General features: G+C 63.0%; 19 protein-coding genes. 8 read left to right on the top strand and 11 right to left on the bottom strand.

What is annotated here, in order from left to right:
- Window positions 1-70: 70 nt before the first annotated feature.
- The 5 genes from BLP82_RS03750 to msuE all read right to left on the bottom strand — a co-directional run bounded on the left by BLP82_RS03750 (window position 71) and on the right by msuE (window position 5,095).
- The gene (locus BLP82_RS03750) at window positions 71-919 is read right to left on the bottom strand and encodes an amidohydrolase family protein (protein ID WP_092165452.1); all 849 of its coding nucleotides are present in this window, start codon (window positions 917-919) and stop codon (window positions 71-73) included.
- Window positions 916-2,046 (bottom strand): FMNH2-dependent alkanesulfonate monooxygenase, encoded by a 1,131-nt coding sequence (ssuD, locus tag BLP82_RS03755; protein ID WP_092165454.1) that lies wholly within the window; start codon window positions 2,044-2,046, stop codon window positions 916-918. The genes BLP82_RS03750 and ssuD overlap by 4 nt, the downstream gene beginning before the upstream one ends.
- 126 nt (window positions 2,047-2,172) lie before the next feature.
- Window positions 2,173-3,276: a sigma-54 interaction domain-containing protein gene (locus BLP82_RS03760; RefSeq protein ID WP_092165456.1), complete on the bottom strand. Its 1,104-nt coding sequence runs from the start codon at window positions 3,274-3,276 to the stop codon at window positions 2,173-2,175.
- 8 nt (window positions 3,277-3,284) lie between these two features.
- The gene (locus BLP82_RS03765; protein WP_092165458.1) at window positions 3,285-4,472 is read right to left on the bottom strand and encodes an acyl-CoA dehydrogenase family protein; all 1,188 of its coding nucleotides are present in this window, start codon (window positions 4,470-4,472) and stop codon (window positions 3,285-3,287) included.
- A 59-nt stretch (window positions 4,473-4,531) separates the two neighbouring features.
- Window positions 4,532-5,095, bottom strand: a complete 564-nt coding sequence (gene msuE / locus BLP82_RS03770) for an FMN reductase (RefSeq protein WP_092165460.1) — start codon at window positions 5,093-5,095, stop codon at window positions 4,532-4,534.
- A 139-nt stretch (window positions 5,096-5,234) separates the two neighbouring features.
- On the opposite strand from msuE, the gene BLP82_RS03775 reads away from it, so the two are divergent.
- Window positions 5,235-5,633, top strand: a complete 399-nt coding sequence (locus BLP82_RS03775) for a YceK/YidQ family lipoprotein (protein ID WP_256576535.1) — start codon at window positions 5,235-5,237, stop codon at window positions 5,631-5,633.
- Window positions 5,634-5,675: 42 nt separating this feature from the next.
- Here BLP82_RS03775 and BLP82_RS03780 read toward each other — a convergent pair whose 3' ends face one another.
- Window positions 5,676-6,545: an NmrA/HSCARG family protein gene (locus BLP82_RS03780; protein WP_092165464.1), complete on the bottom strand. Its 870-nt coding sequence runs from the start codon at window positions 6,543-6,545 to the stop codon at window positions 5,676-5,678.
- Window positions 6,546-6,686: 141 nt separating this feature from the next.
- Here BLP82_RS03780 and BLP82_RS03785 point away from each other — a divergent pair, with 141 nt between their 5' ends.
- Window positions 6,687-7,562: a LysR family transcriptional regulator gene (locus BLP82_RS03785; protein ID WP_092165466.1), complete on the top strand. Its 876-nt coding sequence runs from the start codon at window positions 6,687-6,689 to the stop codon at window positions 7,560-7,562.
- A 6-nt stretch (window positions 7,563-7,568) separates the two neighbouring features.
- Here the strand turns inward: BLP82_RS03785 and BLP82_RS03790 are convergent, their stop codons facing one another.
- The gene (locus BLP82_RS03790) at window positions 7,569-8,027 is read right to left on the bottom strand and encodes a winged helix-turn-helix transcriptional regulator (RefSeq protein WP_092165468.1); all 459 of its coding nucleotides are present in this window, start codon (window positions 8,025-8,027) and stop codon (window positions 7,569-7,571) included.
- A gap of 125 nt (window positions 8,028-8,152) precedes the next feature.
- Between BLP82_RS03790 and BLP82_RS03795 the strand changes: the two genes are divergently transcribed.
- A complete protein-coding gene (locus BLP82_RS03795) occupies window positions 8,153-9,478 on the top strand; it encodes an MFS transporter (RefSeq protein ID WP_092165470.1) in 1,326 nt (441 codons plus the stop codon).
- Here BLP82_RS03795 and BLP82_RS03800 read toward each other — a convergent pair.
- On the bottom strand, window positions 9,403-10,293 hold the full coding sequence (locus tag BLP82_RS03800; protein WP_003200706.1) for a LysR family transcriptional regulator: 891 nt from the start codon (window positions 10,291-10,293) through the stop codon (window positions 9,403-9,405). The two genes, BLP82_RS03795 and BLP82_RS03800, sit on opposite strands and share 76 nt — an antisense overlap.
- Window positions 10,294-10,460: 167 nt before the next feature.
- On the opposite strand from BLP82_RS03800, the gene BLP82_RS03805 reads away from it, so the two are divergent.
- From BLP82_RS03805 to BLP82_RS03825, 5 genes are all read left to right on the top strand, one after another.
- Window positions 10,461-11,543: a 4-oxalomesaconate tautomerase gene (locus BLP82_RS03805; RefSeq protein WP_092165472.1), complete on the top strand. Its 1,083-nt coding sequence runs from the start codon at window positions 10,461-10,463 to the stop codon at window positions 11,541-11,543.
- 41 nt (window positions 11,544-11,584) lie between these two features.
- On the top strand, window positions 11,585-12,910 hold the full coding sequence (dctA, locus tag BLP82_RS03810; RefSeq protein WP_092165474.1) for a C4-dicarboxylate transporter DctA: 1,326 nt from the start codon (window positions 11,585-11,587) through the stop codon (window positions 12,908-12,910).
- Window positions 12,911-13,052: 142 nt separating this feature from the next.
- Window positions 13,053-14,357, top strand: a complete 1,305-nt coding sequence (locus BLP82_RS03815) for a CitMHS family transporter (protein ID WP_092165476.1) — start codon at window positions 13,053-13,055, stop codon at window positions 14,355-14,357.
- 91 nt (window positions 14,358-14,448) lie between these two features.
- Entirely contained in the window at window positions 14,449-15,702 is a 1,254-nt protein-coding gene (locus tag BLP82_RS03820; protein WP_092165478.1) for an OprD family porin, read from the top strand.
- A 365-nt stretch (window positions 15,703-16,067) separates the two neighbouring features.
- Window positions 16,068-17,324 carry an MFS transporter gene (locus BLP82_RS03825; protein ID WP_092165645.1) on the top strand — a complete coding sequence of 419 codons (1,257 nt, stop codon included), beginning with the start codon at window positions 16,068-16,070 and terminating at the stop codon, window positions 17,322-17,324.
- A 42-nt stretch (window positions 17,325-17,366) separates the two neighbouring features.
- Here BLP82_RS03825 and BLP82_RS03830 read toward each other — a convergent pair whose 3' ends face one another.
- The 3 genes from BLP82_RS03830 to BLP82_RS03840 are packed head-to-tail and all read right to left on the bottom strand — an operon-like array spanning window position 17,367 to window position 20,361.
- Entirely contained in the window at window positions 17,367-18,122 is a 756-nt protein-coding gene (locus BLP82_RS03830) for an ABC transporter ATP-binding protein (RefSeq protein ID WP_092165480.1), read from the bottom strand.
- A complete protein-coding gene (locus BLP82_RS03835) occupies window positions 18,116-19,177 on the bottom strand; it encodes a FecCD family ABC transporter permease (RefSeq protein ID WP_063321700.1) in 1,062 nt (353 codons plus the stop codon). Before BLP82_RS03835 ends, BLP82_RS03830 begins: the two co-directional genes overlap by 7 nt.
- On the bottom strand, window positions 19,174-20,361 hold the full coding sequence (locus BLP82_RS03840; RefSeq protein ID WP_092165482.1) for an ABC transporter substrate-binding protein: 1,188 nt from the start codon (window positions 20,359-20,361) through the stop codon (window positions 19,174-19,176). Before BLP82_RS03840 ends, BLP82_RS03835 begins: the two co-directional genes overlap by 4 nt.
- Window positions 20,362-20,383: the final 22 nt, after the last annotated feature.

Below are 20,383 nucleotides of genomic sequence, written 5' to 3' on the forward strand. Positions count from 1 at the left end.
GATCGGCCAGGCAACGTGATGAAACCGGGGAGTGCCGGAGTGCTCCCCGGGAAACAGAACCGACGCCGGCTCAAGCCAGCCCAAACACCCTGCGCGCGTTACCGTGGAAGAACTTCTCCAGCACTTCGTCTTTCAGCCCCAGTTGCAGGGCGTCTTCGATGCTTTGACGGATCGGTCGGAAGGTGTAGGAAGAGCCGAACAGCAACTGGTCGGCCAGGTAGCCGTTGGCCGCTTGCACGTAACCCTCGCTGCCCGGCTGGAACAGGTACATGTCCGGCACCAGGTGAATGTTTTCAAAGCGGAAAGCAACGCCTAGGGCCTGCTGCACGTTGGGCCAGTAGCCGTGGTAGACGACGATCGTCAGGTCCGGGAACGCACGGGCTACGGCCGCCAGGCGTGCCGGGTCGTTGTAGCTCGGGTCCGGGGTGGTCGGCCCGCTCATCAGGAACAGCGGGATACCGCGCTTTTGCAGGTGTTCGTAGAGCGGCCAGTACAGCCCATCGTCAGGGTGCCGGGCCGGCTCGGCGAAGCCCGGTTCCAGGTCGATGCCGGCCAGGCCCAGGTGGTCGATCGCCCGGTCTATTTCCGCCAGGGCGCCTTCGATTCCTTGTAGCACCGGCTCTACCGAACCGATGCCGATCAGCTCGTCGTGACCCCGAACGATTTCGTGGATGCGCTCATTCGGCAGGTGCTGGCTCGGTGTGTGGCGGCCCACCACCACGGCTTTGTCCAGCCCGGCGTCACGCACCTCGGCGAGAAAACCCTCCGGTGTCAGCGAACGTTCGAAGTGATCGTCCGGGCCGCGGGTGCCGACGCGCCGGTTGAGCCAGCGCGCCACGGCGTGTTCGGGCGAGCCCGGTACCCCGCCGAAGAATGGGTGCAGGTAGGCCGGGCGACAACGCAGGTCGATGACGTTCATGCGACGTTCTCCTTGCCGGCGCGAACGTCGAAGGCGCCGCCAGTGAAGGCGCCTTCCACGGTGACCTTGCCCTTGCCCGGCAAGAGCGGGAACACCAGTTCGGCGAAGCGATAGGCCTCTTCCAGGTGCGGGTAACCCGAGAGGACGAAGCTGTCGACGCCCAAGTCGGCGTATTCGAGCAGGCGGGCGGCGACGGTTTCCGGATCGCCGACCAGTGCAGTACCGGCACCGCCGCGCACCAGGCCGACACCGGCCCAGAGATTGGGCGCCACTTCCAGCTTGTTGCGGTCGCCGCCGTGCAACGCGGCCATGCGCCGCTGGCCTTCGGAATCCATCTTGACGTAGTTGGCCTGGGCGGCGGCGATGGTGGCGTCGTCGAGGTGGCTTATCAACTCGTCGGCAGCGGCCCAGGCGGCTTCGCTGGTTTCCCGCACGATCACGTGCAGGCGCACGCCGAAGCGCACGCTGCGGCCATGCCTGGCGGCACGAGCGCGCACGTCGGCGATCTTCTCGGCCACGGCCGCCGGCGGTTCGCCCCAGGTCAGGTAGGCATCGACATGCTTGGCTGCCAATTCGTGGGCGGCCTCTGATGAACCGCCGAAGTACAGCGGCGGGTGGGGGTGTTGTACCGGCGGGAAGAAGTTCTGGGCGCCACGCACTTTCAGGTGCTTGCCGTCGAAGTCGACGGTTTCGCCCTGGAGCAGGCGACGCCAGATGGTCAGGAACTCATCGGAGGCGGCATAGCGCTCGTCGTGCGTGAGGAACACACCGTCGGCTTCCAGTTCGGTGGCGTCGCCACCGGGTACGACGTTGAGCAGCAGGCGGCCACCACTGGCCTGATCCAGGCTGGCGGCCTGGCGCGCCGACGCCGTGGGGTTGCCCAGCGAGGTGCGCAGCGCCACCAGCAGCTTGATGCGCTGGGTCACCGGAACCAGGCTGGCGGCGGTCACCCAGGGATCCAGGCAACTGGCCCCGGTGGGGATCAGCAGGCCATCGTAGCCGAGCTGATCGGCGGCCACGGCGATCTGGCGCATGTAGGCATTGGTCGCCGCTCGGCCACTGTCGGAGTGTCCCAGGTAACGAGTGTCGCCGGAGGTGGGAAGGAACCAGAAAATATCCAGGCTCATGAGGTTCGGTCCTTGTGCGGTTGGGCGTATGGAAGGGCGCATGGGCCCTTCCGGCATCGCAACGCTTCGCATATTGGGGCGTTGTCGGTCGCCCACGGGGGCGCCGCATCGCCTGGTTTATTGTGCTCAGATCGACAGTTGCAGCGCCCGATCCGGGCGTGTGTGGGTGTCCGGGCGACGTCGGTTGACCACCAACTCGCCAATGGCGATCAGTCGTGCTCGCGTGACGTTGCGACTCAGGCCCAGCAAGCCGGCGGTGCGCACCTGGTTACAGTGGCAGAAGCGGTAGGCGGCGCGCAGCAGGCTGTCTTCGACCTTCTCGTGGAGGCCGCCAGCCTGTTCTTCGAACAACCGGTGGAACGTGCGCAGCAGTTGTTCGTCGGCGCTCTCGCCGAGGGCGGCCTGCGGTGGCTCCTGGCGCTCGATGCGCAGGGACGACAAGCGCAAGTCGTCTTCCTGCACCAGACCGTTGCGGCACACCAGCAGGGTGTGGTGGATGACGTTCTCCAGTTCGCGGATGTTGCCCGGCCAGCTGTAGCCCGCCAGTTTGCGCTCGGCTCCGGAAGTCAGGCGCACTTCGCCGTAGCCCAGGCGGTTGCAGTAGGTCTTAATGAAGTGACGGGTCAGCGGCAGGATGTCGCCGGGCCGTTCACGCAACGGATAGAGTTGCAGGCTGACCACGTCGAGGCGGTAGTACAGGTCTTCGCGGAAGTGGCCGGCGCCGATGGCCTTGTCCAGCTGCACGTTGGTGGCAGCGACCACGCGCACGTTGATCGGGATGCTCTTGCGCGAGCCCAGGCGCACCACCTCGCGCTCCTGCAGCACCCGCAGCAGCTTGACCTGGATGGCCATCGGCAGGTCGCCGATCTCGTCGAGGAACAGTGTGCCGCCGTTGGCTTCCTCGAACCAGCCGGCCTTGGCGGTGAGGGCGCCGGTGAAGGCACCTTTCTCGTGGCCGAACAGCTCCGCCTCCACCAGCGATTCGGAAAAAGCCCCGCAGTTGACGGCGACGAAGGGCCCGGCGCGACGGCCGCTGAGGTTGTGGATGTGACGTGCGACCAGCTCCTTGCCCGTGCCGGTCTCGCCAATGATCAGGACGCTGGCCTCGCTGGGGGCGACCTGTTGCACGTGGGCGAGCAGCGCCTGCGATCTAGGGTCTTCGAAGACCTGTGCGGTCGCCCGGATCGAGGTAGCCAGTGTCGGCGAAGGGGGGAGAGTCAGCAGTTGCATGGGCATCCCTATGAGTAGAAGGAGGGGGTGGGGCGCGTCTGGTTCAGTGCCCATTCACCCAGTTCGTGGAGTTTGTAATCCACGGGGTCGTGCAGGCTCTGGGTGCGCAGGTTGCGCCAATGGCGGTCGAGGCGCAGCGAAGCATGGGTGGCGCAGGCGCCGGTGACTTCGAATAGGCGGCTACAGATATCCAGGCCGGTGCGTACGGCGGCGACTTTGGCGGTGGCGATGGACAGCGCCAGTTGGGCACGCTCCTCGGCACCCAGGGCGTGACCCTTGTGCCAGGCCTCATCCAACTGGTCGGCGGCGCGTTCCACCAGCAGTCGCACACTTTCCAGGCCAACCCAGAACTCGCCGTAGTGGCGCAACACATAAGGGTCTTCGCTGACATGCTGGGCCTTGGAGCGGAACCACGGACGGCCTTCCTTGAGGGTGTAGTGCCGGGCTTCTTCCAGGGCGCCTTCGGCAATACCGAGGAAGATGTGGGAGAAATGCAATTGCGCGATCAGCGGACGCAGGCAGGCGAAGGGCGTACTCAAGGGGCCGGGGTCGAGCAGCAATTCGTTCTCTTCTACCCGCACCCGTTCGAAAGTGGCACTGCCGCTGTCGGTCTGGCGTTGGCCCATATTGTCCCAGTCGCCGTGCAGGGTGATGCCGGTGCGGCCACTGGGGATCGCGGCGATCAGCAGTTTGCCGCCAGCGCTTTCGTCGATGGCCGAGGCGATCAGCATTTCCGAGTCGCTGGCACCGGAGCAGAAGCTCTTCTTGCCGGAGAATTCGCGCCAGCCGTCGAAGGTCTTGACCACGGTACGGGTGTCCAGTGGGTTCAGTGCGTTGCCCCAGAACCAGTTCTTGCGGGCGGTCTGTTCGAACCAGGGTTGCCACTGATCGGGGCGCGAGAACAGGCGCACGGTGGCCAGCATCAGGTGCTGAAAACCGAAGACGTGGGCGATGGAACTGTCCACCTTGGCGAACTCGCGCACCACGCCAAGGGTTTCGCTCCAACTGGCTCCGAGGCCACCGAACTGGGTGGGAATGCTCAAGGCCAGCAGACCGCTCTGGCGTATGGCATCGCGTTGCAGCTTGGGCGTGCCGCCGGCCTCGTCGCGCTCGACGGCGGTTTCGGCGAACTCCGCAGCCAGGCGGCGGGCAGTTTGCAGCGGCGTCAGCACGGTGGGTTGTGGTTGGATTCTCATGCGATGTCCCTCGCAAAAACGCCTTCCAGGCAGATGCAATCGTGATTCATGCGGGCTCCTCAGGCGATCTTGCGCAGGGCGTGCGCCTGGCCGGCAAACAGGCGAGCGGCACGTGCGGCCGCCAGCTCGATGCGCGATTGCAAGGCCGCGTTGACGATGCGGTAGTCGGCGAAATCGGTCTCGCTGGCGTAAACGCCGATGGGCAGGGTGAGTGACTGGAAGAAGCTGAACAGCGGGCGCAACTGGTGATCGAGGACCAGGGCATGGCGTTCGCTGCCACCGGTGGCGGCCAGCAGTACCGGCGTGTTGATCAGCGCGTCCTGGCCGACCAGATCGAACAAATGCTTGAACAGGCCCGGATAGGTGCCGCGATAGACCGGCGCGGCCACCACCAGCAAATCGGCAGATTCGATCAGGCGCAGTTCGTGCTCGACGGTTTCCGGCAGTTCCTTGCGCCACAGCGCACTGCCCAACGGACGGGCAATGTTGCCCAGTTCGATCAAGTGGGGGTCGATGACCAGATGCTGACCGAGCTCGCCCAGGATGGCTTCGGTCAATGCCAGTGTGCGCGAGGGGCGGGCGGTACCGCCGGAGACGGCGACGACTTTCAGTGGAGTGCTCATCCTAGGTGTTCCTGTTGGACTGTTGATCGAGGTACATAGGCTTGAGCAAGGGCCGTACCAACGCGAAAAGCCCAGCGTTTACTGGGCTTCGCGGGGATGGGAGGGGGCGTGACTGTTGGTCTGGCGGATGAATTGTTGAATGGCTGTTGCCCAGGCAACAACCGAGCCGCTGTTTCTGGGGCAACAGTCTTCAGTGGCAACAGTCTTCAACCCTACAGGTCGTCCGCCATCGATGCTACAGTCCCGCCTTTCCAGGGGAGAGCGCGTCATGCGGATCGTGGTATTGGCTTTGACGATGGCGCTGCTGGCGGGATGCGCGACGGCCAACGAAACCTTTGGCATGGGGCAAGTTTGCGGCCTTCATCCGTACTGCGGTGCGGCTACCGATATCGAGATCATCAAGGGCTCGATGAACGACAACGATGTGTATTCGCGCGCGCTGGCACCGTTTGCAATCGTTGACCTGCCTTTCAGTGTCGTGGCCGATACGTTGATTCTGCCCTATACGATTTTTCATATGAGGCCTGCCGAGGAGTAGGCCTCTCTGAATGATTCGAACCCGCTCCTTTGTCCTAAGGATTTAAACTCCCGCGACAGCCTCGCGAACGAAGTCTTCATAGGTGCGCAGCGGGCGTCCCAGAATCGCCTGGAGCCGTTCCACGGTGCCTTCGGCGGCCTGCATGCCAAACGTCTGGATACCGGACATCATCAGGCGCATGTCATAAGCCAGCCAGGCAGGGCCATGCGCAGCCAATTGTGCTTCGAAGGCGACCACATCGTCACCGCCGTAGGCGACCTCGCGACCCAGGGCGGCGCTCCAGATTTTCGCCACGGCGGTACCGGTCAATGCGTGCGGGCCGACCAACTCCAGGGTGACCCGGTCCAGGGCCGAAGGTGCCTTGTCGCGACGCAGCAACTCGGCAGCGGCGATATCGGCGATGTCCCGGGTATCGATCATCGACACGCCCGCCGAGCCGATCGGCATCGGGTACACCGAGTAGTCCTGAATCGTCTGCTGGACCATGAATTCGTTTTGCATGAAGTAAGCCGGGCGCAGGATGGTCGCCGGGATGTCGAGGCTTTCGATCATGCGCTCCACCGTGTGCTTGCCGGTGAAGTGCGGCACGTAGGTGAACTTGTCGGCATGGATCACTGACAGGTAGACGATGCGCTCGATGCCGGCTTCGCGAGCGAGGTTCAAGGTGATGAGGGCTTGTGTCACCTCGTCGGGCGTCACGGCGTTGAGCAGGAACAGCGTACGCACCGATGCCAGTGCGCTACGCAGCGAAGGGACGTCGGTGAGGTCGGCGACGACTTCAGTGACGCCCACCGGGAAACTGCCCTTGCCCGGCTGGCGCACGAGGGCCTTGACCTCGGCGCCTGCACTGGCGAGGCGTTGAATGATGAGTGAACCGAGGGTGCCCGTGGCACCGGTAACGAGAATGCTCATTTTGAATCTCCTGCAAAGCGTGGGTGAGTCAGGCAGTTCGCTACGACCTTGTCGGCGGTTGCGATGGACAAACGATAGGGTGTTGCAGGAATAAATCGAAGACCCCAGGATGTAGACACTCCGTTGCAAAAGTGGAACACCATGAACCTGAACGCACTGATCGATTTCACCCTCGTGGCCACGAACGAGGGGTTGGGCAAGGCAAGCCGTGCCAGCGGAATCTCCAAGGCGACCTTGTCGCGCCGCATCGCCGACCTCGAGGAGCAATTGGGGGTCAGGCTGATCGAGCGCAGCGCCCGTGGCCTGAAGCTCACCGAGGCCGGTGCGCTGCTGATGGCCAGGGCCGAAGGGCCGCTGGCCGAGGTGGCCGAGGCCATGGCGGCGGCGAAGGAGGGTGTATCGACGCCGCGCGGACGCTTGCGTGTCGCTGCTCCGGTCCTGTTCTCGCAGCTGGCGATGGGACGCATCGGCGCAGACTTTTGTGCGGCTTACCCTGACGTCACGATCGAGGTCATTGCGGAGGACCGCGTGGTCGATCTCGTCGAGGAACAATTCGATGTCGCCATCCGGATCAACCCCGGCCCGGACAGCGATTTAGTCGGTCGCTGTTTCGCCAGGGACCGGCTGGTGGTGGTGGCCGCGCCTGAACTGCCAATGCCTGCATCCGGGGCCATCCGCTCGGTTCCCGGCATTGTGGTGTCCAGTTTCGAGCCCACGCAGTGGACACTGGACGGCGGCCACTTGGTCCTGGAACCGATCCCCAGGTTGCGGTTCTCTTCGTTCCTGATGATCCGCGATGCGGCCATCGCCGGTGGTGGGGTGGCCCTTATCCCGCAGTCGATGGCATGGAACCAGCTGGCCACTGGCGAGTTGGTCCAGTGGGGCACGGTATCGGGGAAAGAAGCCGAACTCTGGGTCTTGCATACGTCCCGACGTCTTGCTGCGCCGAAGGTGCGGGCATTTGTCGATTTCATGTGTGCCAGGTACCCGGACATGTCCCTGGTTTTGCAGGGATAAAAACGCTCACGTCAGGTCGTCGGTCATGAGCCTCACCCTGTGGCAATCGGTCGGCCCGAGTTTCTGACCGCTTGCCGAGCGCACCTCCATCGGCATGAGAGTTTGCCCGGACGTGTTGTCCAACAGCACGGAACGCGTTTCCCCCGGCTCGAACAGGAAACGTTCGCCCCACTGGCGCAGGCTGACCACCACCGGAAAGATCTCCCGGCCTTTCTCTGTCAGGACGTACTCCTTGTAGGCGCTCCCATCCGAGGCGGGTCGAATGTCGAATACGCCGGCCTCGACCAAGGCTTTGAGTCGCGAAGCCAGAATGTTCTTGGCCACGCCCAGGCTCTTTTGAAATTCGCTGAATCGACGGATGTCGTCGAATGCGTCGCGGATGATCATCAGTGACCAGCGATCACCCATCACATCCAGTGTCCTGGCGACCGGGCATTCGTTGTTTTGCGATGAAGCGGTTTCCATTTTATTGACCCTCTGGAAAGCATTGCCACGTTGGCCGGAATTTTGTGGTTGCAAATTGAAACCTGATAACGCAACAATCCAAACAGGTTTTTAATTGAAACCAGTTTAGCGCCAAGGAGACGTGCATGACAGTAGAGGCCGACTGTTTCACCCAGCAGCCTTCGGGAAATCAGGGGGGCGAGGGAGCAAGCTCACTCTCCCCGGGCTCTTTGAATGAACAGCCGTGCCCGGGGCTTTCGCCGTCGCTCACGTTATTGTTTTCCGTGACCTGCGCATTGGCCGTCGCCAATGTCTACTTTGCCCAGCCCTTGCTCGCCTCGATGGCCGAGAGCCTGGGCGTCGCTTCCGGATTGATCGGGGGGGTGGTGACGGCCACTCAGGTGGGGTACGCGCTGGGGTTGCTGTTCATCGTCCCGCTGGGGGACAGGGTCGACCGTAAACGGCTGGCTTTCGCGCAATTGGTGTTGTCTGCCATCGCGCTGGCGGCCGTCGGCGCAGCCCGGCATTGGTTGGCTTTGCTGGGCGCCATGGTGGTGATGGGGTTGCTGGCGGTGGTCGTCCAAGTGCTGGTGGCCTATGCCGCCGTGCTGTCCTCGCCCTCCCAACGGGGACAGGCCGTGGGCACCGTCACCAGTGGCGTTGTCCTGGGGATTCTCCTGGCGCGGTTTACCTCCGGGGCGATCGCCGACCTGGCGGGCTGGCGCGGGGTTTATTTCGTTTCCTCGGGCTTGATGCTGACCATCGCGGCAGTGTTCTGGGCCGTGGTGCCTGCCGCTGTGTCGCCCCGTCACCGGCAGCCCTACCTGGCGCTTATCCGTTCGCTGTTCGTGCTGTTCGTGACTGAGCCGATGCTACGGGCCAGGGGGCTGCTGGCCTTGCTGATCTTTGCCGCTTTTTCGGTGTTGTGGACTGCGATGGTGCTGCCGTTGAGCGCCGCGCCGCTGTCACTTTCACACACGGCCATCGGCCTGTTTGGCCTGGCGGGTGTCGCCGGTGCCCTGGCGGCCAGAAACGCCGGTCGTTGGGCCGATCAAGGTTTTGGACAACGGGTGACCGGTTTGTCGCTGGGGCTCCTGACGTTCTCCTGGCTGCCCATCGCATTTACCGAGAGCTCCCTGATCGCACTGGTCTGCGGCGTGGTGCTACTCGACTTCGCGGTACAAGCCGTGCACGTCACCAACCAGAGCCTGATTTTCGCCGCGCGGCCCGACGCCCAAAGTCGCATGGTCGGTGCGTACATGTGTTTCTACTCGGTGGGCAGCGCGTTGGGAGCGGCCGCCGCGACCCAGGTCTATGTGCTGTGGGGCTGGATGGCGGTCAGCCTGCTGGGCGCCTTGATCAGCCTCGCCGCGTTGGTGGTGTGGAGACGCTCGCTTCATTGCGGCCACTGTTCAAGCAGGATCGAGACGAATTTCTCCGCGGCCGGGGAGAGCGATGCGCCCCGGCGGTAGACCAGGCCCAGGGAGCGGTTTACCACCGGCTCGATCAGCGGCACGCTGACCAGGGTTGGATGATCCCCGGCCGGCATGGCCAGGCTGGGCATCGCCGACACGCCCAGGCCGGCCTCGACCAGTCCCAGCGACGTAGACAAGTGCTGCACTTCGTAGAACCACTGCGGGCGCCAGCTCAGGCCCGACAGCGCGTGGTCCAGCAGCATGCGGTTGCCGCTCAGGCGCCCGACCCCGATCAGCCGGTAGTCGCTGAGTTCCGACCAGGTGACCGCGCTGCGTTCAGCCAATTCATGGTCGCGTCGGCAGGCCAGCACAAAGGGTTCGTTGACCAGGGGCACGAATTCGATGTCCGGGTGCTGGCCGCTCATCATGTTGATGCCGAAGTCGGCTTCGCCGCGCAGTACCGCTTCGAGCCCTTCGTTGGCGCTGAGGTCGAGCAGGCGGATGCGGATTTTCGGGTAGCGCTCGTTGTAGAGGCGAATCACCGAAGGCAGAAAATAGAACGCCGCCGTGGGGATGCACGCCAAGGTCACCCGACCGATCTGCCGCTCCGCCAGCTCGCGGATGTTGAGAATCGAGTCGTCGAAATCATCCAGCAGGCGCCGCGCCTTGGGCAGGAAGTCACGGCCGACACTCGTCAGGCTGACCTTGCGGGTCGTGCGGTCGAGCAAAGCGGTTCCCAGGCCCTCCTCGAGTTTTTTCATCCGTCGGCTCAGGGCCGGTTGTGACAGATGCAGCGCATCGGCGGCTTCGTGGAAACTGCCCAGTTCGGCGATTTTCACGAAAGATCGTATGTCCTGGAGCTCATATTCCATGTTCTACCTCACCGCAGAGGGGATGCGCAGTGCGAATCATCGTAAAATAATTCATTTGCAAAACGCAATAATCCCTCTGATCTTTGCATTGGAAACACTTTTCAAACTTTGCCACTCTTGTGTCCAGAGCATCAATTATCCAGATTGATCAACAAGAGTTAGTGAACATGCAGCGAATTCCTTGTGTGCTAATGCGCGGCGGTACGTCCAAAGGCCCGGTGTTTCTCGCCTGGGATCTGCCGGTCGCCATCGCCGAACGTGACGAGCTGCTGCTCAACCTGATGGGCTCCGGCCACGAGCTGGAAATCGACGGCATCGGTGGTGGCAGCCCACAAACCAGCAAAGTGGCGATCGTCAGCCCATCGCTGCACCCAGACGCGGATGTCGATTATTTGTTCGTCCAGGTCATGGTTTCCCAGCGTCGTGTCGATACCGCCCCCAACTGCGGCAACATGCTCTGCGCCGTCGGCCCCTTTGCCATCGAGCAGGGGCTGGTCAAGCCTTCTGGCAATCTGACCCGGGTGCGCATTCGCAACCTCAACACCGGGACTTTCGTGAATGCCGAAGTGCAAACCCCGGAAGGCAAGGTCAGCTATGAAGGCGACACCGCCATCGACGGCGTGCCTGGCACAGCCGCTCCGGTACAACTGACGTTTCTCGATGCGGCGGGCAGCAAGACGGGGAAACTCTTCCCGACCGGGCAGACCCAGGACCTGATCGACGGTATCCCGGTGACCTGCATCGACATGGCGATGCCGATGATGATCGTCGAGGCCAGCCAGCTCGGCAAACGCGGTGACGAAAGCCCTGCCGAACTGGACGCCGATAAAGCCTTTCTGCAGCGGCTGGAGTCCTTGCGGCTGAAAGCCGGCCTGGCGATGGGCCTGGGTGATGTCAGCGACAAGGTCATTCCCAAGCCGGTGCTGGTGTCTCCGGCCAAGTCTGGTGGGACGATCCAGGTGCGCTACTTCATGCCGCACAACTGTCACCGCGCCCTGGCGATCACCGGCTCCATCGGCCTGGCCACGGCGTGCGTAACCGAAGGCAGCGTCGTTGCACAGTTGCTCGGCAACGTCAGTAAACCGCGCTTGCAACAGGTTCGGATCGAACACCCAAGCGGCGGTATTGATGTCGTACTGTCCTACACGGGTGAAAAGGGTGAGACCATTCAGGCTTCGGTAGTACGTACCGCGCGCCGGCTTTTCTCGGGTTACGTCTACGCCACGGCGCCCCAACGTCTGGCCGGATAGCCCTGGCTGCCAGGGTCTTTTGCATCAGAACAATTCTAAAAATGGGTGATGCCATGAAAGTTGTTAAATCGCTCTACTTCCAGATCATCTGCGCCGTGCTGCTGGGCGTGGTCGTCGGGCACTTCTGGTCGCAACAGGCAATTGCCTTGAAGCCGCTGGGCGATGCCTTCATCAAGCTGATCAAGATGATGATCGCGCCGGTGGTGTTCTGCACCATTGTCACGGGCATCGCCGGTATGAGCGACAAGCGCTCGCTGGGGCGCTTGTTGAGCAAGACCCTGCTGTTGTTCCTGGCGCTGACGGTGATTAGCCTGATCATCGGCCTGGTGTCGGTCTACCTGTTCAAGCCCGGCGCGGGCATGAACATCGACCCGACGCAGTTGAGTACCCAGGGGTTGTCGCAGTACACCGACTCCGCCGCGAAACTGAGCGTGGTGGACTTCTTCATGCACATCATTCCCGACACCTTCATCGGCGCCTTCAATAAAGGCGAGGTGCTGCCGGTGCTGTTTATCGCGGTGCTCTGCGGTTTTGCCCTGTCGTCCCTGGGCGAGCGCGGCAAGCCTGTGCTGGAGGTCCTGGAATCGGCTTCGCACATGGTGTTCAAGATTTTCTCCTACCTGATGCGTTTCGCTCCGATTGGCGCTTTCGGGGCCTTGGCCTTCACGGTGGGGCAGTACGGCATCACGTCGCTGGGCTCGCTGGCCAAGTTGATCATGACCTTGTACATCGCCTGCGCCTTCTTCGTCTTCGTGGTGTTGGGTAGCCTTTGCCGGGCCCACGGTTTCAGCCTGTGGAAGCTGTTGCGTTACCTGCGTGAAGAGTTCCTGGTGGTGCTCGGCACGTCCTCTACCGAGCCGGTAATGCCGCGGATGTTGGAAAAACTCCAGGCCCTGGGGTGCAAGAAAGGGGTCGTGGGGCTGGTGCTGCCGACCGGCTACTCGTTCAACCTCGACGGCACGGCGATCTATCTGTCGCTGGCGGCGATCTTCATTGCCCAGGCCTGCAACATCGACCTGACGCTGACCCAGGTCATCACCATGCTGGCGATCATGCTGCTGTCGTCAAAGGGTGCTGCGGGTGTGACCGGCAGCGGGTTTGTCGCCCTGGCCTCGACCTTGACGGTCATCCACGACATTCCCCTGGCGGGCCTGGCCCTATTGATCGGGATCGACCGATTCATGTCCGAAGCGCGGGCGTTGACCAGCCTGGCGAGCAACGCCGTCGCCACCGTAGTGATCTCCCTCTCGGAGAATGCCTGCGACCGCGAAGTGCTGTTGCAGACCCTGGACGGCAAACCCGTCCTGACACAGACCCCGGCAACGGACTCGAGCTGGGACGGCACGAAGGTCGCCAAACACATCTAGCCGCTCACGGCTGACTCGACAGCACCGCGCAAGCTCACTCGATACCTCTGCGCCAGGCACACTTCAGCGTGTTGCCTGGCGGGTGGGAGGGCGTGCGCCTGGGTGTCTGCCAAGCTACTCATAACAACAAGAGATCTGACATATGCTCGCTTTACTTGGCTTGGCCATGGTGGTGGTCTTCACCTTCCTGATTATGACCAAACGCTTGTCCCCGATCGTCGCCTTGACGGTAGTGCCCATCGTCTTTGCCGTGCTCGGCGGCTTTGGCGGGACTACTGGCAAGATGATGCTGGACGGCCTGAAAATGGTCGCGCCCTCGGCGGCACTGCTGTTGTTCGCGATCCTGTTTTTCGGCCTGATGATCGACGCCGGTCTGTTCGACCCGCTGATCCGCAAGATCCTCAAGCGGGTCAATGGCGACCCGATGAAAATCGCCGTGGGCACCGCGCTGCTGTCGCTGTTGGTGGCGCTGGACGGTGACGGCACGACGACCTACATGATCACCTGTGCCGCGATGCTGCCGCTGTATAAGCGCATCGGCATGAGCCCGATGATCCTGGCGACCATTTCCATGCTCTCCCTGAGCATCATGAGCGGCATGACCCCTTGGGGCGGCCCGGCGACCCGTGCGATCGCAGCGCTGGGCCTGGATGCCGGTGAGTATTTCGTGCCGTTGCTGCCGACCATGATCGGCGGTGCGATGTGGGTGGTGTTCACGGCCTTCCTGCTGGGCCGTGCCGAGCGCAAGCGTATCGGCAACGTCCAACTGCAAAGCGGTGGCGGTGACTGCTACATCAACGCGATCATCGAGGACACGCCACACAAGCGCCCGAAACTGGCCTACGTCAACCTGCTGCTGGTGGTCGCGGTGATGGTCGCGCTGGTGATGGGACTCATGCACTCGGCGATTCTGTTCCTGATCGGTTTCGTCCTTGCGCTGATGATCAACTATCCGCAACTGGATATTCAGAAGGAGCGCATTCTCGCCCATTCGGGCAACGCCATGACCGTGGTCCTGCTGGTGTTTGCCGCGGGCATCTTCGCCGGGATCTTCTCCGGAACGAAGATGGTCGATGCCCTGGCACAAACCCTGGTCGATTGGATTCCGCCTTCCTGGGGCCATTTGTTCCCGCTGGTGGTGGCGATTACCAGCATGCCGCTGACCTTCGTATTGTCCAACGATGCCTACTACTTCGGTGTCGTGCCGATCCTGGCCAATGCCGCGGCTGCCTACGGGATTGCTCCGGTGGAAATTGCCCGGGCCTCCATTCTCGGCCAGCCGGTGCACCTGATGAGCCCGCTGGTGGCCTCGACCCTGTTGCTGGTGGGCATGGTCGACCGCGACCTGGGCGACTTCCAGAAAGCCACCGTCAAATGGGCGGTGCTCACGTCCCTGGTGATAACCGCGCTGGCCCTACTGACCGGGGCGCTGACGCTGTTTTCCTGATTCCCCCGAACCTTGTTTTCCTGCCTGACACGCCCCCTGCAAATGGGGTGAGAAGGCCTGCACGCCCAATAACAACAACGAGTAGCCAGACATGACCATTTTGCTGACCCGCGGGGCTTTGTTTCCAATCCTTGGCCTGTTGCCCCTGGCCACGGCCAGCGCCGAAGGTTTCATCGATGACAGCAAGCTGAAGCTGCAATTGCGCAACGTCTATTTCAACGAAAATTTCCGCGACGAACATGGTATGAGCGCCCGGGCGGCAAGGACCGCCAAGAGTGAGCGCACCGAATGGGCCCAGGGCTTCCTGCTGGATTACCAGTCAGGCTTTACGCCGGGCACCCTCGGCTTCGGGGTCGATGCCCTGGGCCTGCTCGGGGTCAAGCTCGATTCCGGGCGTGGCCGCAGCGGCACCGGCCTGCTGCCGGTGCATGACGACGGTCGCGCCGCCGACGAGTTCGCCAGTGCGGGCATGACCGCCAAGGCCCGGGTGGCCAAGACCACGCTCAAATACGGCACCTTGCTGCCCAAGACCCCGGTGCTGGTCTACAACGATGCGCGGCTGTTGCCCCAGACTTACCAAGGCACCCAGATCAGCAGCAACGACATTGACAACCTCACCGTCACCGGCGGGCACCTGGAGCGTTTCAAGCTGCGGGATTCGAGCGACAGCATGCCCATCGTGCCGGACGGCTACGGCGGCGATAAGTCCGGTGACTTCAGCTATGCCGGCGCCGACTACAAGCTGGGCAAGCACATCCGCCTGAGCTACTTCTATGGCGAGCTGGAGAGTTTCTATCGACAGAACTTCGTTGGCATCCAGCATGATCTGCCCCTGGGCGCCGGGGTATTGACCAGCGACCTGCGCTACTTCAACAGCGTCGATTCGGGGTCGGCCTACGGCGGCAAGATCGACAACGACATGCTCAGCGGGTCGCTGGCCTACGCCGTTGCCGGCCACACACTGAGCGCCGGTTACCAGACCCTCAGCGGCGAGGCGGGCCTGCCTTACATCAGCGGCGCCACGGTGTACTCCTTCAGCAACGTCGGGATCGGCAAGTTCATCGAGGAAGACGAGAAGACCTGGATGCTCGGTTACGGCTACGATTTCGCGCGCCTCGGTGTGCCCGGCCTGACGTTCTCCACCCGCTACCTGAGCGGTAACGACGGTAAGTCCAACACCACGGTCAAAGAGTGGGAACGTGACGCAGAGATCGCCTATGTGGTGCAACAGGGAACGTTCAAGGGGCTGGGGGTGAAGTTGCGAAACTACGTCTATCGCTCGGACTTTTCCCGTGGCCGTGACAGCAATCGGATCTACTTTACCTACGACATCGCGCTTTGGTAGATCATGCAGTCCACCTAAGAAAAAACGATGGACCTGACGCCAGAGATTGCTCCCGCTAGGCGCTGTAGGAGCTGGCGAAGCCTGCGATCTTTTGTTCTTTACGCTTGAGATTCAAGTGTCAGAGGAAAGATCGCAGCCTCGCTTCGCTCGACAGCTCCTACAGGCGCGACCCAGCGGGAGCAAACTCTGGCTCCGGTTTTCTCAATGGCTCCGCGGTCATCGCAGTGGCTCGGATCGATACTTTGCGACATCATGGCGCGTCCCGTCACGACGCGTGGGTGACGGACGGAACAGACCGTGTCGTCTTGTGTGGCCGCACACCTTGGCGCCAATCACCTTTGGGCAAAGCCCCCGTCGAGGCCGCTGTGGATCGAAACCGAGACCGACGCAACAACCTTTCCCTGGATGGCCTGAATTTTTTCCTCGCGGATGTGCGCGATGGTTTGGGTCCTTACCTGGCGATCTACCTGCTGGCGGTGCATCGCTGGGACCCGGCCAGCATTGGCGTGGTGATGACGGTGGCGGCCATGGCCGGGCTCGTCGCCCAGGCGCCCGCCGGCGCGTTGATCGATCGGGTGCGCAGCAAGCGTGCCGTGGTGGCCGTGGCGGCCTTGGTGGTGACGCTGGGTTGCCTGGTACTTCCGTTCACGTCGTCCTTTGGCCTGGTGGCATTGACCCAGGCCATCGGTGCCGTGGCAGCGTCAGTCTTTGCGCCGGCTATCGCGGCGATTTCCCTGGGCATTACCGGCGCCAAGGCCTTTACACGGCGCACGGGGCGCAACGAAACATTCAATCACGCGGGCAATGCCTGCGCCGCGCTGCTGGCGGGTGGGTTTGCCTGGTTGTTCGGTCCCATCGCGGTGTTCTACCTGATGGCCGCCATGGCATTGGCCAGCATCGTGGCGGTCGGTTGCGTGTCCGCCGAGGCCATCGACCATGACGTGGCCCGGGGCCTGGAGGCGGGGCAGTTGGTTCACGGCCCTGTACCCTCGACGCTGCGGGTCCTGCTGGATAACCGTACGCTGCTGTTGTTCGCCATTTGCTGCGGGCTGTTCCACCTGGCAAACGCGGCGATGCTCCCGCTGGTCAGCCAGAAGCTCGCCCAGGCCAATGTGCACCTGGCCACGCCGCTGACGTCGGCTTGTATCGTTGCGGCGCAACTGGTCATGGTGCCCATGGCGTGGCTGGTGGGCGTCAAGGCCGATGCCTGGGGCCGCAAGCCGTTGCTGCTGGCCGGCTTCCTGATCCTGCCCATCCGCGGTGTGTTGTACGTGCTCTCGGACGACCCCTACTGGTTGGTGGCGGTGCAACTGCTGGACGGTATCGGTGCCGGGTTGTTCGGCGCGCTGTTTCCCCTGGTGGTCAAGGACCTGACCCAGGGCACCGGACGCTTCAACGTCAGCCTCGGGGTGTTGTCGACGGTGTTCGGGCTCGGGGCCGCGCTGAGCAACAGCCTGGCCGGCTTCGTGGTGCAAGGGGCTGGCTACAGCGCGGCGTTCCTGACCCTGGCGGCGATTGCCGCGCTGGCATTCGGCCTGTTGCTGGCGATGCCCGAGACCTTCAGGCCAAGCCGTGTGAGCCAGGCCGACCCCCTTGCGGTGTCCGACGGCGGGGTCGCCTAGGTCCCGCGTCCCCGGCCCTTGGTGCAAGGCCCGGATGTTCGCTCAAACGATATCGTCGATCAGGATGTGGCGCTCGCCCCGGCTGCACCGCTCGATCCGCGCTTCGACCTTGTAGACCTGACGCAGCATCGACTCGGTGATCACCTCGGCGCTCGGGCCGCTGCCCTGGGCGGTGCTGTCGGCGATGACCAGCACTTGGTCGGCAAAGCGCAGCGCCTGGTTCAGGTCATGGATGGCGATGAACACAATGACCTGGCGTTGGCGCGCCAGGGCCCGCATGAAATTCAGCACCTGGACTTGTCGATGCATGTCCAGGGCGCTGGTCGGTTCATCCATCAACAGGATTTCCGGTTCGCGCACCAGGGTCTGGGCGATCGAAACCAGTTGCTGCTGTCCGCCGCTGAGCTCTCCGAGATTACGGAACGACAACTCAGTGATGCCCAGCGCGGCGAGAATGTCGTCCACCCGCTTCAGTTCATCATCATGGACGACCCAGCCCGGCGTGAGCTGCTTGCGTGCCAGCAGCACCGACTCGTATACCGTCAACCGGGCGCTGGCGTTCAAGCCCTGGGGCATATAGCTGATGCCCTGCGGTCCCTTTTTCGAGTCCTCCAAGACCACCTGTCCGGGGCCGTCGATCAACCCGGCCATGCGCTTGAACAAGGTGGATTTGCCCGCCGCGTTGGGGCCGACTACCGCCACCACCTGGCCGCCGACAAAAGCTGCCGTGGTCACGCCGTGAATGACCAGGCGCTGGCCATAGCGGGCCCCGAGATTCTCCAGCCGAATCGTTACCATGAGTTTTTCTTCCCACCGAGAATCAAGGAGATGAAGAAGGGCACGCCGATCAGCGACGTCACCACGCCGATGGGGAAAATGGCCCCAGGGATCAGGGTTTTGCTGATCACCGAACTGGCGGACAGAATCAGTGCGCCGGTCAACAAGGACGCAGGCAGGAAGAACCGTTGGTCTTCGCCGATCAGCATCCGCGCGATGTGCGGGCCGACCAGGCCGATGAAGCCGATCGTGCCGACGAACGCCACCGGAAACGAGGCGAGCAGGCTGACCATGATCAGCGTCTGAAAGCGCAGGCTGCGCACGTTGATGCCGAAACTCGCGGCTTTGTCGTCCCCCAGCCGCAGCGCGGTCAAGGCCCAGGCGCGCCTGGCGAAAATCGGCAGGGTGACCAGGATCACCAGGCAGATCACTCCGAGCTTGGGCCAGGTGGCTTTGGTCAGGCTGCCCATCGTCCAGAACACCACGGCGGCCACGGCTTGTTCGGTGGCGAAGAATTGCACCAGCGCCAGCAACGCGTTGAAGGTGAACACCAGGGCGATGCCAAGCAGCACGATGGTCTCGGCGGTGACACCGCGGCGCAGGCTCAGGAAGTGGATCAGCAATGCCGACAGCATGGCCATGATGAACGCGTTCACCGGCACCATGTACTGCGCCGCCAGCGGGAACAAGGCCACGCCAAACGCCAGCCCCATGGCCGCACCGAAACTGGCGGCGGCGGAAATGCCCAGGGTGAACGGGCTGGCCAGCGGGTTGTTGAGGATCGTCTGCATCTGCGCGCCGGCCAGCGACAACGCGGCACCGACCGCAACGGCCATCAGCGCCACGGGCAAGCGGATGTCCCACATCACCACGCGGACCTGGGGCGACGCGCTGTCCGGTGAAAACAGCGCGCCGAGCACTTCGTCGAGGCTGTAGCGTGCCGGCCCGAGGGCCAGGTCGAGCAGGACACTGCAGATCAGCAACAGCGTGAGCCCCCCGAGGATAAGCCGCTTGCGCAGCACCAGGCGCCGGTAGGTGTCACGTTGCATCACCAGGGTTTCGTTCAACGAAGTCATGGCTTGTCCTCTGTCTGGCCCAGGCTGACGGCATAACCCGGCTCATAAGGGACCGGCAGGAACTGCTCGTGCAATTGGCGGAACGAGGCGTCCGGGTCCAGGTCGGCGAACAACGTCGGGTGAAACCACTTGGCCAATTGCTGGATGGCCACGAACTGATAGGGACTGTTGTAGAACTGATGCCAAATGGCGTGGAACGCCTGGTCGTCCTGGGCCTTGATGCCGGCGTAGGCCGGTCGCTGGGTGTACCACGCCAGTTTTTTCCTGGCTTGGGCCATGTCCGCCCCGGGGCCGACGCCGACCCAATGGCCAGCGGGTGCAAAGGCTTCCCAGTTGGCGCTGGTGATCACCACCTGTGCCGGGTTGGCGACCACCACTTGCTCGGCATTCAACTGGCCGAACGTGGTGGGGATGATGCCTTTGGCGATGTTGTCGCCACCGGCCATTTCGACGAACAGGCCGAAGTTCTCGTTGCCGAAGCTCAGGCAGCAATCATCGGTGTAGCCGCCGATGCGTTCGATGAAGACCTTTGGCCGGGCAGGGTGGCGCGCTTCAATGACGTCGGTGACCCGTCGAATCTGTTGGTTGCGAAAATCGATGAAGGCTTCGGCACGGGCTTGCTTGCCGAACAGTTGGCCGAACAGGCGCATGGTCGGCTCGGTGTTCTGCATCGGGTTGTTGCGAAAGTCGACGTAGACCACCGGGATGCCCAAGGCGTCGAGCTTCTCGATGTAGCGCGCATCCTCGGTGGCGTGCTGGGCTTCGATATTGAGGATGATCACATCCGGACGCTGGGAGATGGCCTGTTCGATGTCAAAGGTGCCGTCCTCGAACCCGCCGAAGGTCGGGATCTTGGCAATGTCGGGAAATTTGCGCAGGTAGGCGCCGTAGGTGTCCGGATCTGACTGGATCAGGTCCTTGCGCCAGCCGACGATGCGTTCGATGGGATTTTGCGTGTCCAGCGCCGCCACCAGGTACAACTGGCGGCCTTCGCCGAGGATCACCCGCCTGACCGGGAGATGGACCTTGACCTGGCGCCCGAGCAGGTCGGTCACGCTGCCCAGGGCAGGGTCCGCCTCGGCGGCCAGGGCGTTGCGGGGCGTCAGCGAAAGAAACGACACACCGAGCAGCCCGGCGAACAGCAGGGCGGCGAGGGTGTGAGGGCGGCGAAAAACAGTAACCATGGTTCAGGCCTTTACAAAAGCC

The sequence above is a fragment of the Pseudomonas sp. NFACC37-1 genome (genome assembly GCF_900101575.1).
Taxonomy (GTDB): Bacteria; Pseudomonadota; Gammaproteobacteria; order Pseudomonadales; family Pseudomonadaceae; genus Aquipseudomonas; species Aquipseudomonas fluorescens_AA.

What these genes read in the sequence shown, in the direction of transcription:
- BLP82_RS03805 (WP_092165472.1), top strand. Translation starts at nt 10,461, where the DNA reads ATGCAGCGAATTCCTTGTGTGCTAATGCGCGGCGGTACGTCCAAAGGC.
- BLP82_RS03785 (WP_092165466.1), top strand. Translation starts at nt 6,687, where the DNA reads ATGAACCTGAACGCACTGATCGATTTCACCCTCGTGGCCACGAACGAG.
- BLP82_RS03750 (WP_092165452.1), bottom strand. Translation starts at nt 919, where the DNA reads ATGAACGTCATCGACCTGCGTTGTCGCCCGGCCTACCTGCACCCATTC.
- BLP82_RS03820 (WP_092165478.1), top strand. Translation starts at nt 14,449, where the DNA reads ATGACCATTTTGCTGACCCGCGGGGCTTTGTTTCCAATCCTTGGCCTG.
- BLP82_RS03835 (WP_063321700.1), bottom strand. Translation starts at nt 19,177, where the DNA reads ATGACTTCGTTGAACGAAACCCTGGTGATGCAACGTGACACCTACCGG.
- BLP82_RS03840 (WP_092165482.1), bottom strand. Translation starts at nt 20,361, where the DNA reads ATGGTTACTGTTTTTCGCCGCCCTCACACCCTCGCCGCCCTGCTGTTC.
- BLP82_RS03790 (WP_092165468.1), bottom strand. Translation starts at nt 8,027, where the DNA reads ATGGAAACCGCTTCATCGCAAAACAACGAATGCCCGGTCGCCAGGACA.
- dctA (WP_092165474.1), top strand. Translation starts at nt 11,585, where the DNA reads ATGGGTGATGCCATGAAAGTTGTTAAATCGCTCTACTTCCAGATCATC.
- BLP82_RS03780 (WP_092165464.1), bottom strand. Translation starts at nt 6,545, where the DNA reads ATGAGCATTCTCGTTACCGGTGCCACGGGCACCCTCGGTTCACTCATC.
- BLP82_RS03815 (WP_092165476.1), top strand. Translation starts at nt 13,053, where the DNA reads ATGCTCGCTTTACTTGGCTTGGCCATGGTGGTGGTCTTCACCTTCCTG.
- BLP82_RS03830 (WP_092165480.1), bottom strand. Translation starts at nt 18,122, where the DNA reads ATGGTAACGATTCGGCTGGAGAATCTCGGGGCCCGCTATGGCCAGCGC.
- msuE (WP_092165460.1), bottom strand. Translation starts at nt 5,095, where the DNA reads ATGAGCACTCCACTGAAAGTCGTCGCCGTCTCCGGCGGTACCGCCCGC.
- BLP82_RS03765 (WP_092165458.1), bottom strand. Translation starts at nt 4,472, where the DNA reads ATGAGAATCCAACCACAACCCACCGTGCTGACGCCGCTGCAAACTGCC.
- BLP82_RS03760 (WP_092165456.1), bottom strand. Translation starts at nt 3,276, where the DNA reads ATGCAACTGCTGACTCTCCCCCCTTCGCCGACACTGGCTACCTCGATC.
- BLP82_RS03775 (WP_256576535.1), top strand. Translation starts at nt 5,235, where the DNA reads ATGGCTGTTGCCCAGGCAACAACCGAGCCGCTGTTTCTGGGGCAACAG.
- ssuD (WP_092165454.1), bottom strand. Translation starts at nt 2,046, where the DNA reads ATGAGCCTGGATATTTTCTGGTTCCTTCCCACCTCCGGCGACACTCGT.
- BLP82_RS03800 (WP_003200706.1), bottom strand. Translation starts at nt 10,293, where the DNA reads ATGGAATATGAGCTCCAGGACATACGATCTTTCGTGAAAATCGCCGAA.
- BLP82_RS03795 (WP_092165470.1), top strand. Translation starts at nt 8,153, where the DNA reads ATGACAGTAGAGGCCGACTGTTTCACCCAGCAGCCTTCGGGAAATCAG.